13 protein-coding genes and 1 pseudogene are annotated in these 16252 nt (G+C 65.5%); 10 read left to right on the top strand and 4 right to left on the bottom strand.

Annotation, left to right across the window (positions count from 1 at the left end; genetic code table 11):
- Positions 1 to 22: 22 nt before the first annotated feature.
- The 7 genes and pseudogenes from ACIGJG_RS08860 to ACIGJG_RS08830 all read left to right on the top strand — a co-directional run.
- On the top strand, positions 23 to 535 hold the full coding sequence (locus ACIGJG_RS08860; protein WP_011297881.1) for a hypothetical protein: 513 nt from the start codon (positions 23 to 25) through the stop codon (positions 533 to 535).
- Positions 536 to 601: 66 nt separating this feature from the next.
- On the top strand, positions 602 to 1930 hold the full coding sequence (tssK, locus tag ACIGJG_RS08855) for a type VI secretion system baseplate subunit TssK (RefSeq protein ID WP_011297880.1): 1329 nt from the start codon (positions 602 to 604) through the stop codon (positions 1928 to 1930).
- Between the two features lie 25 nt (positions 1931 to 1955).
- On the top strand, positions 1956 to 2708 hold the full coding sequence (locus tag ACIGJG_RS08850; RefSeq protein ID WP_011297879.1) for a DotU family type IV/VI secretion system protein: 753 nt from the start codon (positions 1956 to 1958) through the stop codon (positions 2706 to 2708).
- A 37-nt stretch (positions 2709 to 2745) separates the two neighbouring features.
- Positions 2746 to 6894 carry a type VI secretion protein IcmF/TssM N-terminal domain-containing protein gene (locus tag ACIGJG_RS08845; RefSeq protein ID WP_483673038.1) on the top strand — a complete coding sequence of 1383 codons (4149 nt, stop codon included), beginning with the start codon at positions 2746 to 2748 and terminating at the stop codon, positions 6892 to 6894.
- A gap of 13 nt (positions 6895 to 6907) precedes the next feature.
- A complete protein-coding gene (gene tssA, locus ACIGJG_RS08840) occupies positions 6908 to 8053 on the top strand; it encodes a type VI secretion system protein TssA (RefSeq protein WP_308813414.1) in 1146 nt (381 codons plus the stop codon).
- Positions 8054 to 8105: 52 nt separating this feature from the next.
- Positions 8106 to 9020, top strand: coding sequence for a hypothetical protein (locus ACIGJG_RS08835; protein ID WP_011297876.1), 915 nt, complete (start codon positions 8106 to 8108; stop codon positions 9018 to 9020).
- A gap of 318 nt (positions 9021 to 9338) precedes the next feature.
- Positions 9339 to 9599 (top strand): annotated as a pseudogene (locus ACIGJG_RS08830) (helix-turn-helix domain-containing protein); the annotation flags it as partial.
- 251 nt (positions 9600 to 9850) lie between these two features.
- On the opposite strand, the gene ACIGJG_RS08825 reads toward ACIGJG_RS08830, so the two are convergent.
- Positions 9851 to 10684 carry a TrmB family transcriptional regulator gene (locus ACIGJG_RS08825; protein ID WP_011297874.1) on the bottom strand — a complete coding sequence of 278 codons (834 nt, stop codon included), beginning with the start codon at positions 10682 to 10684 and terminating at the stop codon, positions 9851 to 9853.
- A 112-nt stretch (positions 10685 to 10796) separates the two neighbouring features.
- Here ACIGJG_RS08825 and ACIGJG_RS08820 point away from each other — a divergent pair, with 112 nt between their 5' ends.
- On the top strand, positions 10797 to 11162 hold the full coding sequence (locus tag ACIGJG_RS08820) for a RidA family protein (protein WP_011297873.1): 366 nt from the start codon (positions 10797 to 10799) through the stop codon (positions 11160 to 11162).
- Positions 11159 to 12373: an MFS transporter gene (locus tag ACIGJG_RS08815; protein ID WP_483673037.1), complete on the top strand. Its 1215-nt coding sequence runs from the start codon at positions 11159 to 11161 to the stop codon at positions 12371 to 12373. Before ACIGJG_RS08820 ends, ACIGJG_RS08815 begins: the two co-directional genes overlap by 4 nt.
- Positions 12374 to 12505: 132 nt before the next feature.
- Here ACIGJG_RS08815 and ACIGJG_RS08810 read toward each other — a convergent pair whose 3' ends face one another.
- Both ACIGJG_RS08810 and ACIGJG_RS08805 read right to left on the bottom strand, forming a co-directional pair.
- Entirely contained in the window at positions 12506 to 13666 is a 1161-nt protein-coding gene (locus ACIGJG_RS08810; RefSeq protein ID WP_011297871.1) for a monovalent cation:proton antiporter-2 (CPA2) family protein, read from the bottom strand.
- Positions 13667 to 13802: 136 nt separating this feature from the next.
- Positions 13803 to 13997 carry a hypothetical protein gene (locus tag ACIGJG_RS08805; RefSeq protein WP_483673036.1) on the bottom strand — a complete coding sequence of 65 codons (195 nt, stop codon included), beginning with the start codon at positions 13995 to 13997 and terminating at the stop codon, positions 13803 to 13805.
- A gap of 373 nt (positions 13998 to 14370) precedes the next feature.
- Here ACIGJG_RS08805 and ACIGJG_RS08800 point away from each other — a divergent pair, with 373 nt between their 5' ends.
- Positions 14371 to 15633, top strand: coding sequence for a hypothetical protein (locus ACIGJG_RS08800; RefSeq protein ID WP_011297870.1), 1263 nt, complete (start codon positions 14371 to 14373; stop codon positions 15631 to 15633).
- 85 nt (positions 15634 to 15718) lie between these two features.
- Here the strand turns inward: ACIGJG_RS08800 and ACIGJG_RS08795 are convergent, their stop codons facing one another.
- The gene (locus tag ACIGJG_RS08795; RefSeq protein WP_041679605.1) at positions 15719 to 16111 is read right to left on the bottom strand and encodes a hypothetical protein; all 393 of its coding nucleotides are present in this window, start codon (positions 16109 to 16111) and stop codon (positions 15719 to 15721) included.
- Positions 16112 to 16252: the final 141 nt, after the last annotated feature.

The raw sequence follows: 16252 nt of genomic DNA, 5'->3' as shown, positions 1-16252 counted from the left end.
GCCGACAGTCTGGAGACATGCAATGAAGGTAGTGTCGATCTGGCGTGGCATTGCGCGTGGGGCCGGCGGGCTGCTCCTGGCGGGCGCGCTGGCGGCTTCAACGGTGCTGCTGGGCGGCTGCGCGGCACCGTCGTTCCTGAGTTTCAAGGGCGAGCGCGTCAAGTGGAAGCAGGTCGTCCTGAATGCTGCCGACGACGCCAACGGCAACAGCCCGGTGGCGGTCGACGTGGTGCTGGTCAGCGACGAGGCGCTGCAGGGCCGGCTGGTCGATCTGCCCGCCTCCAAATGGTTCGCGGGCCGGACCGACCTCAGCAATACCTATCCTGGGAGCCTGCGCATTCGCAGTTGGGAACTGGTGCCGGGACAGCGCCTGGAAGTCCCGCCCCAGGACTTCGAGGGGCCGCGCGTGACGGCCGTCTTCGTATTTGCCAACTACCCGGAACCGGGCGCACATCGCGTCCGGATCGATCAATTCAGCGGCACGCTGGCAGTCCAGCTGAACAGCAGTGCCGTCAGCGTCTCGACAAGCAAATGAATGTTCTGCAATTTTCTTCCCATGGCCGGCATCGCGCCGCAGCCGCGTTAGCTGGTGGGGCCGTCCATGCGTGACAACCTGACGCTGGTTGACCGTGTCGAATGGCACGAAGGGATGCTGCTGGCACCGCAGCATTTCCAGTTGTTGGCAGCCCGCCTCGATTCGCTGGTGGCCTGGCAGACGCTGGCAGCAGCCCCGTTCAGCTGGGGCGTTCGGCGCCTGGTGTTCGACACGGGCCTGCTGCCGGTCGGCATCGTGCGCGTGCTGCAACTCGACGCGGTGATGCCGGATGGCACCGCAGTCTCCTACAGTGGCGACGATGAACGGCTAGGGCCGCTGGAACTGTCGCTGGCGCCGTTTGCCGAGCAACTGGCCAGTGGCACGGTCGACATCCACCTGGTGCTGCCGGTGGCGGGAACCATGCGGCGCGACGCACAGGTGCGGCGCTTCCGCTCGGTGCTCGGCGCCCCGGTCGAGGACGAGGTATCGCAGGCGCCGCCGGCGGACATTGCACGGCTGGTGCCCAACCTCGCCCTCAGTGCCGGCGCACAGCCATCCTCGCTCTATGTATCGCTGTGCCTGGGCACCGCCTACAAGGACAACGAAGTGGTGCGGCTGGGGGAGCGCCTGCCACCGCTGCTCGAGGTGGGGCGCGAGACCCCTTTGTGGACGGCGGTGGCGTCGATGCTCGGGCAGTTGCGCAGCAAGGCCGCATTCGTTGCCAAGCAGACCGCGGTGCCATCGTCCAAGGCCGACGATCGCCTGACCCAGCTTGAACTCCGGGACCGGCTGCGCTGCCTGCTGAGCGAGCTGCCGCTGGTCGAGGCGGTGCTGCGCACGCCCCATCTGCATCCGCTTGCGCTGTACCTCGCGCTCGCCTCGCTGCTGGGCTCGCTCAGCATGCTGCGCCCCGGTGCGCTGCCGCCGGTGCCGCACGATTACGACCACGCCAACCCTATGACCGCGTTCGCGCCGCTGCTGCGTGCGGTGCGCGAGTCGCTGGCAGAGGTCAGCGAAGCCTACCGCGAGCACAAGTTCGAGTTCCGCCACGGCGCGTTCGAGATCGCGTTGCAACCTGACTGGATCGGCGAACACCTGGTGGTGGGGCTGCGCGGCCAGTCCGAGCGCGACTTGCGGACATGGATGGATGGCGCCATGGTGGGCTCGCAGTCGGCCTATCCGTCGTTGCGTGCGCACCGCGTGCTCGGCGCCGCGCGCCGCGTCGTCGAGCATGCCGACGAACTCGGCGTGCGCGCTGGCTCCGGCTATGTGTTGTTCGAGATCGAGACCGATCCGGCGCTGATCCACGGCAACGAGGCCCTGGTGATCGGCAATCCGAACGAAGGTGCCAGCGCGCAGCGGCCGCAGGAAGTACTGCTGTTCGTCAAGGGATGACAGACAACATGAAGGCAATCTGAAAATGGCACGCTATCGACCCGAAGCCGAGGACGACGATCTCGCCGGCGAGCAGTTCCGCGCCTTCCTGGACGAACTGGTCAATGCCCAGGCGCGCCTGTCCGAGAGTGCCGACGCCACGCCCGAGGCGGTGGCGCAGGGCATGAGCCGCCACCTGCTGAACCTGCTGGAGTTGCAGACTTTGCAGTCGCGCCGCGACAGCACGCGCTTCGAGATGGAGGACGTCGCCGACGCCCGCTACCTGAAGGCGGTGCTCGCCGACGAGATCCTGCTCAACACCGATTGGGCGGGCCAGGCGCAGTGGCATGCCCACCTGCTGGAATCGACGCTGTTCCGCACCAATATCGCCGGCGATGAGGTGTTCCGCCGCATTGAGCAGTTGCTGCTGGATCGCGAGCCATCGCGCCGAAAGCTGGCCCGGCTGTACTTGTCTGCGCTGGCGCTGGGCTTTCAGGGGCGCTTTCGCGGCGCTGATGCCGACGCACGCCTGCGCAGTCTGCGCGAGGAGCTGTATGAGTTTGTCTACCAGCGCCGTCCCGACTTGAGCGGGCGCGACCGCGTGGTCAGCGAGGCCGCGTACGCGCACACGCTATCCCATATCGCGCCGCGCAAGCTGCCTACCATGACGCGCTGGACCGTGGTGTTCGCGCTCAGCCTGGTCAGCCTGCTGGCCCTGTCCGAGGTGCTGTGGCTGTGGCAGTCGTGGCCGCTGCGCCAGGCATTGCGCGCCGATACGGTGGTGGGAGCCAATCCATGAGCCGCGTCCAAGCTGAAGCCAGCAGGGGAGCCATGGCATGCTGACCAGTAATCTCTTCCTGATCTCGATCGGCGTGCTGACGCTGGTCGCATTCGCCGTGCTTGGCCTGGTGCTGTACTACGCGGCGCAGGGCGGTCGCGCCAAGCCCGCCGGCGAGCGCAAGATCGTGCGGCTGCGCACCGATACGCTGCGCGCGGCGTTTCGCCAGGCGATCGAGCTGATCGAGGGGAATCTCGTTTCGCGCGCAGAGCGCTACAACATTCCCTGGATCATGGTGCTCAACGAGGGCGACGATGCCCGGCCGTTGCCGATCGCCCAGTCGGGCGTGTCCAGCGCGCTTGGTACCGACGCCGCCAATGCGGCCGCCACCCAGGGCATCTCGTGGCACTTCTTCGACCGTGGCGTGGTGATCGACATCAACGCCGGCTACCTCGGTTCGCCCGACGATGATGGCGATGAAAAGCCCTGGGACGAGTTCCTGGGGCTGTGCCGCAACTACCGTCCGCAGCGCCCCTTCGACAGCGTGGTGATAACGGTGCCGGCGGCGAAGCTGCTGGCGGACGACACCGACGCGCAGCTCGAACTGGTGCGGCGCGCCAAGCTCGTGCACCGGCGTCTGTGGCTCGCGCAGAACCGCTTCGCGGTGCGCTTTGCCGTATACGTGGTGGTGACCGGCGCCGAAGCGCTGCCGGGGTTCGCCCAGTTCGCGCGGGACCTGCCCGAGCCGATGCGAGCCAGCATGCTGGGCTGGTCCTCGCCCTACGACCTGTCCGCCACCTACCAGTCGGACTGGGTCGAGGCTGCCTTGTCGTCGATTGTGCGCAGCGTGTCCGACAGCGCCGCCGAGTTGCTGGCGGCGGCGCCGACCGACCTCGACGCGCGCCAGTTGCTGCTGCTGCCAGCCCGCATCGAGGCGATGCGGGCGCAGCTGCAGCGCTATATCGACGAGCTGCTGCGCCCGAGCGCCTATCACGAGCCGTTCTTCTTTCGAGGCGTCTACCTGACCGGCGACAGCGGCGAGCTGGCGGCGCAGGGCCTGAGCGCGGTGCCCCGCGGTGAGACGGAGCCGGAACGCGAAGACAGCGAGAGCCTGCCGGAGCGCATTGAGCCGGTGCTGGACGCCGGCGAAAGCAGTGTCGCTGGTGGCACGCATTTGACCGAGCTGATGCTGCAGCCGGCCTTCCTGCGCGACCTGTTCGACAAGAAGATATTCCTGGAATACGGCCTGACCCGGCCTTCGCGCTCGCAGCATCTGGCCCGCCCGGTGGTGCACCGCGCGCTGCGCTGGGGCGGCGTGGCGCTGTTGGGGTTGTGGGGTGTCGGTCTGGCGGTGAACACCTGGCAGCTCGGGCAACGCAAGGCGGAGCTGCTGGCAGCGCTGGGTGGGCTGCGCAATGCTAGCCAGCAGCGTGCGCAGGCGGAGCAAGCCGGCCAGGAGCTGCCGCCCGAGTGGTACCGGCGCCAGACGCTCGGCCTGATCGATATGAACCAGCGCCTGATGGCGCAGTCGACCTGGTCCGTGTTCATGCCGGGTTCCTGGAGCCCGTTCGACGATCTGGACGAGCGCATGCGCGAGCATTTCCAGCGCGAATTCGGCAAGGTGGCACTCCCCACGATCCACCGCGAGATGCTGGCGCGCGTCAGCCAGCTCACCGGTGTCGTGCGCGACCCCAGCACCGCCGAGCTGGTGATCGGCGACGACTGCGCGGTGCCCGCCGGTGCGCGTGGTGACGCGGGCGGTCCGCGCACCCTCGCGATCGAAGACCTGCCCGAGATGCGCGCGCTGCAGCAGTACGTGGGGGCGGTCGACCAGTTCGACGCCGCTCTGTCAGCGCTGCAGCGCCTGGAAAACGGCGGGGAAGGGCGCAGCGAGGCGCTGCGCACGGTGGTGCGCTATGCGCTGGGCGCGGAACTGCATGGGGATGTCTCCGGCACCTTGTCGTATTTCCGCACCGACGGCGGCGCCGGGCGCGGCGCACACGCCATGGTCGGCAGCGCACCGGCTGTAGGCCCGGCGCAAGTGGTGCAGCCGCTGCGCTGCAGCTACGACAAGGGCGCGCGCCAACTGGAGGCGCGCCTGTTCAGCGACAACGCCCTGCTGGTGGCGGAGCGATCGGTTCGGGACGGCCTGGAGGCGCTGAGCGGCGCCGGCACGGACTTCAGCCATGTGCTGGGCGACTATCGCGGGATCGTGGCGGGCATTGGTACGCAACAGGAGTTGCTTGCGGGCGGCAAGGCCGGCTGGCTCCGGCAGCCGCAGTTCGCGCCCGGCCCGGCCTACGAGCGCCTGCTGGCGCAGGCCACGCGCAGTCGCCTGCTGGGCGAGGATCTGGTGGCGCGCCAGCGCGAGCGTTCGCGGGCCGGCTTCGCCGCGCTGCGCGAGGAACTGGCGCAACGCTTCAGCGGTCCCGAAGCGGGCATCGTCTGGCAGGACAAGGAGGGCCGCTACGCGGTGGCGCCCGAACGGCTGGCGCTGCGCGACCGCCTGGCCGCGCTGGTCAGCCAGCCCTTCATGACTGCGCCGCGTGACCTGCCGCTGCCCGCGCTCGGTGCGCGCACGGTGGTGAACTGGGACCGCCAGCAGCTCGACCAGGCCATGACCCTGGCCGAGACCCGCAAGCGTTTCGTGGGCGAGGGCCTGGCCGACCTGCCGGGCGCCTCGCGCGATACGGTGGCGCGCAGCATCGACGCGCAGTTCACGCGGCTGATGATGGACCAGGTGGCGGCAGCCGCGGTGGTAGCGCCGGCCGGCGCCGCGGGCAGCGCAGGCAGCACGGGCAGCGACAGCGCCGCGTTCGAGGCCGCGCTGGGCCGGTTGGTGAAGATCAAGACCGCCCTGGCCGAGATGCACGCCACGGCGCGCGTGGAAGATCTCGATGCGCTCATCTCGCGCGATGCGCTGGCGCATCTGCGCGCGGTTGACGAGGCCCTGCAACAGTCCGAACTCTATGCCATCCGCCAGTCCGGCGGCGATGCCCGCAGCAGGTCGCCGATGCTGGCGGCGTTCGGCCTGAGCGATGCGGCCGGGCTCGGCCCCTACCTGGACCAGCAGTCGGGACGCGCGCTGGCGTTGGGGCGCGAGGCCTCGCTTTACCTGGGCGTGCTCAATTCGGGCGATGCCGCCTCGCCGCTGGCGCAGCGCTGGCTGGCCATCACGCGCGACCTCGAACGCTACCGGCTGAAGAACCCGAACAGCCACCTGCTGATGCTCGAGCAGTTCATCCAGGGAATGGCCGCCGATGGTGGCCGCGGGGGCTGCTTTGGCCGCTTCGCCAGCCGCCTGCCGCGCGGTGCCGACGACTACTTCGCCACGCTCCAGGCACGTGTCTACGAGGGCTTGCTGGCGCGTTGCGCGCAGGGGTACTTCGCCGAACTGCAGCGCCAGTGGGACGGCTTCTCCGCGATCTTCAATGAACGCGTGGCAGGGCATGCGCCCTTTGGCGCGGCCGTGCAGGGCGGGCCCAACCCGGCCGATCAGACCATGGCCGACTACGGCGAACTCGGTCGCGTGCTCAAGCGCTACGAGCAGGTCTCGACGGTCTATCGCGAGCCACGCGGCGACGGCCCGCTCAAGGGCCTGTCCGCTGGCATGCCGGTGCACCAGTTTATGGACAACTTCGAGCAAGTCCGGACACTGCTTTCCCCGCTGTATCCGGCGGATGACAGCACACCCGGCGGCTACGACATCAACGTCGACTTCCGTGTCAATCGGAGTGCCGAACTGGCCGGCAACCAGATCATCGACTGGAGCCTGAGCGTGGGCGCGCAGAACCTGTCTCAGCAGGAGGCTCCGCGCTCGCTGCGCTGGGAGTACGGCATGCCGGTGATGCTGACACTGCGCTTCGCCAAGGATTCGCCGCTGCAGGCCACGGCGGACCCGCGCCAGCGCGCGTTGTCTACCGACGGCAGGTCGATGACCTGGCGCTTTGCCGATCCCTGGGCGCTCATTTCCTTTATCGGCCGCCAGCGGGTGGCGGATCCTTCGGTGCGCGCCGAGGGTGCCGCCTCGCTGCTGCGCTTCGATTTCCCGCTGGCGCCGGCCACCCCGGCAGATTTGACTGCCGTGCCGAAGCAGGGGCAGGGCCGCGTGTTCCTGCGCCTGGCGCTGACCCCCGCCGGCAAGAAGACGCCGCTGCCGTGGCCGCGCAGCTTCCCGACCCGTGCTCCCGACTGGAACCCGCTGTGAGATCGCTATGACCATGAGACCGCCGAATCTGGCCGAAGCCGCGGGCGTGCCGCTGCTGGACCTTGAAGCCCTGATCAGCCCGGTTCCGGGCGACGCGCGCGCCGGCATCTCGCTGCGCTACGACGCCCTCTATCCGGCAATCCGCGCCGCGCGACATCAGGATGACGCCACGCTGCCCATGGGCGAGTGGGAGCGCCCACTGGCCAAGGCTGACTGGGGCCGCGTGGCCGCGCTGTGCAGCGAGGCGCTGGTCGGGCGCAGCAAAGACTTCCAGCTAGCCGCCTGGCTGTGCGAGGCCTGGACCCACATGCACGGTGTGGCCGGCGTTGTGGCCGGCACGCGCGCCCTCAGCGCGCTGGCGCAGCACTACTGGGACGACGGCCATCCCGCCATCGAGCACGGCGACAGCGACGCGCGCTGCGCGCCCTTCGCCTGGCTCAACGAGACGCTGCCGCTGGTGCTGGCGCTGCACGTGCCGCTGCTGGTCTTGCCCGATCTGGATGTGCCCACGGTCTCTCTGGAGCGCTGGGAACGGACGGCCACGGGCGGTGAGGAGGGGCTGAGCCGCGACTCCCTGGTGCGGCGCGCCGGCGAGGGGCGCAACCAGGCTGCGCTGGTGGCAATGCGGCGCCAGCTCGACGCTGCCATGCAGGGTTGGCACGAGTTCGATCTCGCCATCGATGCCCGGCTTGGCGGCGAAGCCCCCAGCCTGCGGCGCGTGCCGGAGGCGCTCCAGCGCCTGCAGCGCGCTGTCGCCACGCTGCTGCAGGGGTATGACGAAGTGCTGCAGGGACAGGCGCCGGACGCCGGTGCGTCGGCGGTCATGGATGCCGCAGCGGACATCGCAACGGAGGCCAGCATGAATGAATGGCAGGAGCCGATACGCACTGCGACTCAACCCTTGGCCACGGCCTCAGTGGCCGGCGCCGGCTTGGCCGCAGGCCAGCCGGCGAACGGCATTGCGAACCGGACCCATGCCTACCGGCTGCTCGAGGAAATCGCTGATTTCCTGGCGCAGAACGAGCCGCATAGCCCTACGCCTTACCTGCTCAGGCGCGCGGTGAGCTGGGGCCAGATGCCGCTTGCAGAACTGATGCGCGACATCCTGCGCGAGGACGGCGACGTCCATCGCTACCTGGCGTTGCTGGAACAGCAATAGCCTGAACCGTGGAATCCATGCGGAAACACCGCTTTTTCTAAGGACAACAACCATGCCGACAACTCGCGACATCTGGGTCTACGCAGCCGAGAAGGTTTCCAACAAAGGCGTTATGGCCCGGATCGGGCATTCGGCTCGCTTCCATGGCCTGCGCAGCGCGATCAACTCAAAGGGCTCCTTCGCTTCGAAGGCGCTGGGCGGGCTGACTGCGATCGGCCGGGCCTCGCTGAGCCTGATCCCCATCCCCGTGATCGGCGGCCTGATCTCACAGGCCGAGACGGCGATCGAGGGCAAGCTGCGCAGCTACATGCACACCCGCAAGCTGAACAGGGGAGGGCCGATCACGGTGGAGGAACATGTCAAGTTCTCGCTCAAGGAAGCAAGCGTTGCCGACATGGACCGCTACCGTTTCAAGGTGTCCCATTCGGTGGACGAGATGAAGGCCGCCGGCGACGCGTGGAATGCAACCGGGCGCGTGGGCACGGAGAACGGCACCGCGCGCTGCGCCGGCAAGCTGGACCTGGCCCTCAAGGTCGCGCAAGCGGAGCGGCGCCTCGACATCTTCGACACCAAGGTTGCCGAGCTCCAGGCGCTGCTGAGCGCCTGCTCCACGTGGTCGCAGCAATGCCGCAGCAGCGTGACCGACTACAAGAACCAGGTGCGCGAGCACTTCCTGGAGTCCGCCAGGGCCGAGGACTACCTGGCCAACTCCGCGGCTACGCCGGCCGCCAAGACCCAGGTGGCCGCCATCATCATGTCCCACCACAAGGACTGCGGCGACTTCTGCGTGCATCACGACAACAAGACCAACACCACCTGGGACCGCGTCCGCTCAGTCGGTGCCGACGTGGTGCGCGAACTGCAGGCACCGTTTTCTGCGGAGTCGTTCCTCAGCCTGAACCGCGCCAGCTTCGAGTCGGCCAACCAGGTCGACAACTACAAGCCTAAGGATCAGCGTTCGTCCTGAGGCCAACGACCCTGCCGCTCGGACCCCGCAGCTTCCGAAGCCGCCGTGCGCGATCACGGGGCGGCACGCAGGGGCGCGCGTTCCTGGCCCCATGGGGCCAGGAACGAGATTCTGCAAAATCGAGGAACAGGCTTGTGCAAGTCGGCGTCATGTCACTTTCGGCATCGTTTTTTTGAATTTAACATAATACGCATTATGCGGACAATGGTTGTTACGCCCAAATAGTAATGTCGTACTTGAGCCAAATAGAAATGTCGTACCCCCTTGCCAAGGCTGGCATGCTGGCGGCTTTCCGTCCGTCCGAGACCGGAGGCCGCGATGCCCAAGCCCGAGACCATCACGATGACGATGCGCGAACTCGATCGGCTCAAGGTGATTCAGGCCGTGGTCGACCATGGCCTGGCGGTCTGGCGCGCCGCCGAGAAGCTCGGCTTGTCGCGGCGTCAGGTGGAACGTCTGGTACTGCGTTACCGTGAGGACGGTCCTGGCGGCCTGGGCTCGCGCAAGCGTGGTCGTGACAGCAACCGCCAGCTCCCGCCTGGGCTCGAAGCCCGCGTGCGCGGCCTGATCCGCGACCGAGGCGTCATCAGCCCAACATAGGTCAGGCCATGACCGACCGGAGTGGACGCGATCTCGCCTCGCCTCGCCACGACCGATCCTCCCATCCGCCTTAAGACGGATGTCAGCGTCGCGCCATCCAGCACCGACTGAGCCTGCGTCCTGGCGCACACTACCGACCCACTTCGGCCGCTTGCCCGCGTGCGGGCGCAAGAACCGCTGCCGATTGGCTGACGGTCATCTCAGTGCTGGCGCGCAGCAATCATTCGCTGTCACCGAATAGTTTTTGCGGGCTTAGTTGCAACAGGGCTTAGCATTGCCTGCATGGGCGGGGTCGTCAGCAACTTCTTGTATGCCGTTGAGGACATCGCGCTGATCATAAGGCGCCCGCTGACATCGGCTTTGATGTACTCGACGGCGAGCAGTGCGATGACCGGATTGGTGGTAACAGTAGCCTGATCGCTGGTGTAGTCGCCGAACTCCGCCACCACTGCGTCGTCCTCGTCTGCCACCACCACAGCAAGGCGACGGCCGGATAGGCGCAGTCTCGCACTTGCCCCACATGCGGCCATGTCATATGTGTGAGGACCTTTCAAGGCCTTGTGGCCATAGATGGCGACATGGGTGTCAATTCCCCGCGCGCTGGCCGCGTCAAGCAACGGACCCAATTCGTCGAGCTCCTCGTCCCAGATACCGGCGAACAGGCTGGCTTTCGCGTTCGAAATCGTCCGTGCGAAAGCCAGGAGGATTGACTCCCTGCCGCTGAGCGACCAGACCATCCCGGGTTCTTGCTGAACCGGCAGGCGATCCAGCGCCGAGGCCGCGGCGTCGAGGTCAGCATTGAAACGTGAGCGCAGCTCGGCCAGTAGCGCCGTGTGCGGAACCGCCGCGTAACGCACGGGCTCGGAGCGGTGAACGAGTACGGCACCCCGCGTTTCCAGGCGGGCCAGGGTCTCATACACCTTTGAAGCAGGCATCGATGCCCGGCGGCCCACTTCGGCTCCCGTGAGCGGGGCCTGCCCCACCAGGGCCGTGTATGCCTGCGCCTCGTACTGGGTGAATCCCAGCCGCGTCATCGAAGCAATCAATTCTGCGTCTGCTGTCATGCGTGACTCATGTTTTGTTCAGAGGGTTGACTTACTACTGAAGTAGTATACGATCCAACATAACTACTACCCAAGTAGTTATTCCACACCATATCGTCAAAGGACAAACCACATGCGTCAAAGGATCAGCACAGGCTCCCCGTGGGAGCCCAAGGTCGGTTACTCGCGGGCCGTGATCGTGAACGATACGATCTACATTTCAGGAACGGCCGGCCAAGGGCCCGATGTCTACACGCAGACTCGGGATGCACTTGCAACTGTCGAGAAGGTACTCACCGACAATGGCTTCCGGATGTCGGATGTGGTCCAGAGCCGTCTGGTCGTCTCGGACTTTGAACACTGGGAAGACGCTGCGCGAGCACATGGCGAGGTCTATGGCGACATTCGGCCGGCCTTTTCGCTAGTACATGCCCTGCCGTTCGTCGATGAGGCGATCCTCGCAGAAGTCGAGGCCATTGCCGTAAGGGTCGGCAAGTGAAGGCCACGGCCGAGCGGAACGCGCGGCTGTCGGGCCGCGCAGTGGCTGTGCTTTCGATTGCTGCTGGTGGTGCCATCGCGAACAACTACGCCATGCAACCGGCCTTATCGGTCATCGCCGCCGATTTTGGGGTGCCCGTTGCACCGGTTACGGCCGTGGTCTCCGGTGCAATGATTGGCTATCTGCTCGGACTGGTGTTCCTCGTGCCGCTGGTGGACAAGTTGAGCGCACGCGCCTTGATTCCAGTACAACTATGCGCGCTCGCATGCGCCCTGGTACTTGCGGCATGGGCGCCAGGCCCGGAATTGCTCATTGGGTGCTTCGTGCTCATCGGTGCCACGACGACGGTTGCTGCGCAAAGCAGTGCCATCATCGGCAAGTACGCCGAACCAGAACGCCGGGCGCAGCGCGTGGGGACGATCTCTGCGGGCATATCCGCAGGGATACTACTGAGTCGATTCGTTGGCGGGGTGCTGGCGCAGTGGTGCGGATGGCGAGGCGCACTGTTGGCATTCGCGGCCTTCGCCACCGTTTCGGCGCTTTGCGTTTTTCCATTGCTGCCATCCGGGCGGTCACAGGAGAAAACCGGATACTTCTCGACGTTGCGTACTATGCCGCCCTTGATACGGGCATCTCGAGAGCTACGTTTGCGAACCTACGCCGGGATGTTGTGGTTCTTCTCTTTCAATTTAATCTGGGTCGGCCTTGCAGTACGTCTCACCGCGCCGCCGTACAACTCAGACGCAGCAACCATTGGACTGTACAGCGTTGCTGGATTACTGGGCCTGGTTGTGACCCGTGTCGCCGGGCGCTTGGCGGACCGGTTCGGCAGCCGCACCGTGATCGCCTGCGGCCTCGCACTCGCAAGCTCATCCTCGTGTGCACTCACAATCGCACTAGGGCACCCAGTTGCCACTGCTGTCGCGCTGGCCGTATTCGACGCCGGCTGTTTCGCCGCGCAAGTCGCCAATCAAGCCAGCGTCGTTGCTATCCATCCAGCGCGCGCAGGTGCATTGAACTCGATATACCTAACCTTCTACTACGTGGCGGGGGCGATTGGTGCGGCAGTGGCGGGTGCGGTAGCGGTCAATGCTGGTTGGGCGGCGCTTGCGATGTTGGCGGCGATGACAACGGCGACTGCAGCCGTCACCAGCACCCTCATTCCATCCATCCCGCTGCGTAGAGAAATCGCTTCGGGCGACCGCTATTGAGGACCCGTTGCGAATGGCTGCTTCTGGCCGCCGTTAGCGGACTTCGACGGGAGCGTCATGCCACCAAGCCCTGCCACCCGGATCGATGTCTCAGATCGGCCAATCAAAAAGAAATGTCGTACCCCAGTCGTATCAAGCTGGCTGCACCGCCATCAGCTTCCGAAATGCCAGAAGCAGCAACGGAGTCGTCGCCATCGACAACGCGACCACCACCGTGACGATCGACAACTGCTCGTTGTCGAGCAGTCGCGCGGCCTGCGCCGCAGCCGTCACGACAAAGGCAAACTCGCCGCCCTGCGACAGCAGGATTGCGAAGTAGATGCGTTGTTCGCGCGGCAGGTTGATCTTGCTGGCCAGGAACATCAAGGCCAGCAGTTTGCCGCCGACAAGCACAACGACCAGTATCGCGACCAGCCATGGCCGTTCGGCCAGCACGCGGAAGTCGATCGACATCCCCACCGCAATGAAGAACAGCCCGAGCAGGATGCCCTTGAACGGTGCCATGTCGGCTTCGATTTCGTGACGCGATTCGGAGCCGGCGAGCAGCATTCCGGCGACGAAGGCGCCGAGAGACATGGACAGGTGCACCACATGCATCAACAACGCAATCCCGATGACCCAAAGCAGCGCGAAGATGGTGAAAATCTCGCGGGTACCGCTTCGCTGGATGATGCGCAGCGCATGCTGCAGGATAAAGCGGCCACCAAAGACCACGGCGGCGAGCATGGCCAGTGCCCTGGCCGTCATCAACCAGCCGCTGGGATCGTTGTCTTCGATCGGCGCCGGGGCAAGCAGCGGCAGCAGCGCGATCATCGGTATTGCGGCGATGTCCTGGAACAGCAGGATGCCGAAGCAGGTCTGGCCCACCGGCGTATCCATCTCGCGGTTCTGCTCCAGGATCGCAATCACCATGGCGGTCGATGACAGGGATAGCGCGAAGCCGGCAGCGACACCGACGCGCCACGGCGCGCCGAATATCGTGAAGATCGCCGCAAGCAGCGCTGCGCATAGCGCGACCTGGATGCCGCCATAGCCAAAGATGGCACGGCGCATGGCCCAGAGCTTCTTGAGGTCCATTTCAATGCCGATGATGAACATCATCAGCACAATGCCGAGTTCGGAGATGTCGAGGATGGAATCGACATCCGTTACGAGCCTGAGAACCCAGGGCCCGATGACGACGCCTGCGATAAGGTATCCCAGTACAGAGCCAAAGCCTGCGCGTACGGACAACGGTACAGCGATCAACGCTGCTGCGAGGAATACAACCGAATCCACTAGCAGTTGCTCCATCATCGTCCTCCGGAGTCGATACCAGGCATCGGATTTGATGCCGGTCAGCGCTTGTACTGTTGACAGTCACAGTCAAGCACATCGCGGTGCGACTTAAAAGAACGAATGACTGTGGTCTGCAGGCGCGCAGCATCCGCTACCGGCGCGGATTTCGCCAGACCGCGGTCAGCGCTTCCAGACGGCGCCGCGCCGCCGACCAGAAAGACACGCGCGCATCGGGCGTTGTGGTCTGCGCTTGCCGGGCCGGATCCGCCAACGCGGCGGCCGGATAGTGGTCGGGGTGTCTGTCGATCGGAACCCCTCCGGTGAACGTCGTAAAGAAGGATGTCATGGTGTCCCCTCGCGGAAGCCAGGCGCGTTAAGTGTTCTCAATGTAAGGCCGGATGTGACTTCCCAGCATCAGAATACCCGACTTTTTGGCGCGCTTTTCCGGGGATTTCCCCTTAGTAATACGTCGGCAAAGCGACTTCGTCGTTTTGTATGCATGCCGCCCAGAGCATTGGCGGACTACCCTATTCCGAAGCGCAAACTCAATGTGAATCTGATTTCCCGAATGCGATGAGGCGTTTCATCTCTGATTCACACTTTAATGCTCGTCCAAAGAGCGTATTTTCGCCTTCCTCGCCGGTGACTAGATTGAACGCATCGCGGGCATCGAAGAAATGCCAGCGAATCTGATCATTCGCACAAATCCGGGGAGCGTCATGAAAATCGTCCACATGAGGTTAGCGGCAGTGCCGCTCGCATGCCTGGCCATTGTCATTGCAGGTTGTGGCGGAGGCGGCGGCGACGCAGCGCCTGCTGCTACCGCGGCCGTACCAGGCCCGGGAACCACGACGCCTGCGACAACGCCAACGGCTGCCACGAGCGCCTTGCTGTCGGGCACCGGCGATCCGACGCCGGACATTGGCAAGGATGGGGACTTCTACCTGAACACCACGACCGGGATGCTGTTCGGACCGAAGGCGAACGGGGTGTGGCCGGCAGGCGTTTCCGTCGCCGGAACGGGCAGCACGGGAACGAAGAACGACCCAGGGGTGCCGGCCAATACCGGTACGGCCGGGAACACCATCCTGTCCGGCTCGGGGGATCCGACCGCCACGGTCGGCAACAACGGCGACTACTACATCAACACCACGACCTCGACGCTGTTCGGACCGAAGACCGATGGCGCGTGGCCTCCGGGCGTCCCGCTGGGCGGCGGGGGCAGCGGCGGCACGGTCCTGACTGGAGCTGGGGCGCCGGACAGCAGTATTGGCGCCAATGGCGACTACTATCTCGACACCACGACCTGGACGCTCTACGGGCCCAAGGCCAATGGCCAATGGCCTCCAGGCGTGGCGCTTGCCGGCCAGCCCGGCGGCAGTGGTGCCAGCGGTGGCAGTGGTGGCGCCGGCGGTACCGGTGGCACTGACGGTGGCACTCCTGTCGGCAATGGCAACCACGTGCTCTACGGCACCGGTGCGCCCAGCGACAGCGTGGGCGTCGACGGCGACTTCTACTACGATACTTCGACTGGCACCTTGTATGGGCCGAAGGCCAGCGGCCACTGGCCGACCACCGGCACCACCGTGCCGACCGTCTACAACGGCAACTTCAACGTGCCGAACACGCTCAGTCGCGGTAAGTATGTCATGACGGGTGCAGGTGGAGCGGTTGCCTTGCCGTCGGATTTCGGCGTCATCATTCCCTACGATTGCGCGACCGTCACGCTTACCGCGTCCACGCTTGGGAAGGCGACTGGCACGCTCAATATGGCCGTATATAAGGTCACCGGGTCCGGTGTGGCGGCAACAATCGCGCCGGTGGGCAACCTGAGCTGCAAGATCAGCAACGGGCAACAGAGCTGCAGCCAGCAAATGCCGGCAGGGACCGTCAACCACAACGATAAGCTGCAGGTGCAGCTCGATACTAACCAGGCGACCGACTGGGGCGGGCTCAGGGTCAATCTGGCCTGCGCGAAGTAGACCCCCCGGACGTGCCACAACCGTGGCGCGTCCGATCGGGACGGCGGCGGCACGCTATCGTGCCGCCGTTTTTTTTCTATCTGATTCAGAAGTTGGCCTCGATGGCCGCCCTCGCCCCTGCAGGCACTTCGTTCGGGATGACCTGATGTCCCAGGATTTCATAGCTGCGGGCTGTCGCGACCTCTTTCGGATCGACGAGCCGCTTCGGGCCGCCAAGCCAGGCAAAATGATCTACGCCGTCGTCGCTGCGGAACCACGCGAAATCGCCGATGCGGTCGAGGCCACGCTTGACGACCTTCAGCAGCGCCAGCGCCTCTTCTGAAACGCCCAGGTACCGCCGCGTGTCGTGGACAATCGTGCCCAGGTTGCGGAGCTTTTCAAGGTTGGAGCGGACACCGGTGGCGCCCGCTTCCGGCGCCGGGTTCTGCACCAGTTCGACAACCAGGATCCCCTTGTGAGCGGTGATGCGTGCGTGCATGGAACCTCCAGACTGTGCGAGTGGCTTCACACAGGAGGAGAAGCAATTTTCCCGCCAGCAAGGAGCGTTCGTGCCTTGCACGCCCCCTCGGAAATGGCGGGATGCCTTTGAAGGCAGGCAAGTGTGGAAAACGCCACGCAT

This window comes from Cupriavidus sp. C1SS-2L (assembly GCF_057073735.1).
This window is presented reverse-complemented; position numbering and strand designations above follow the sequence as displayed.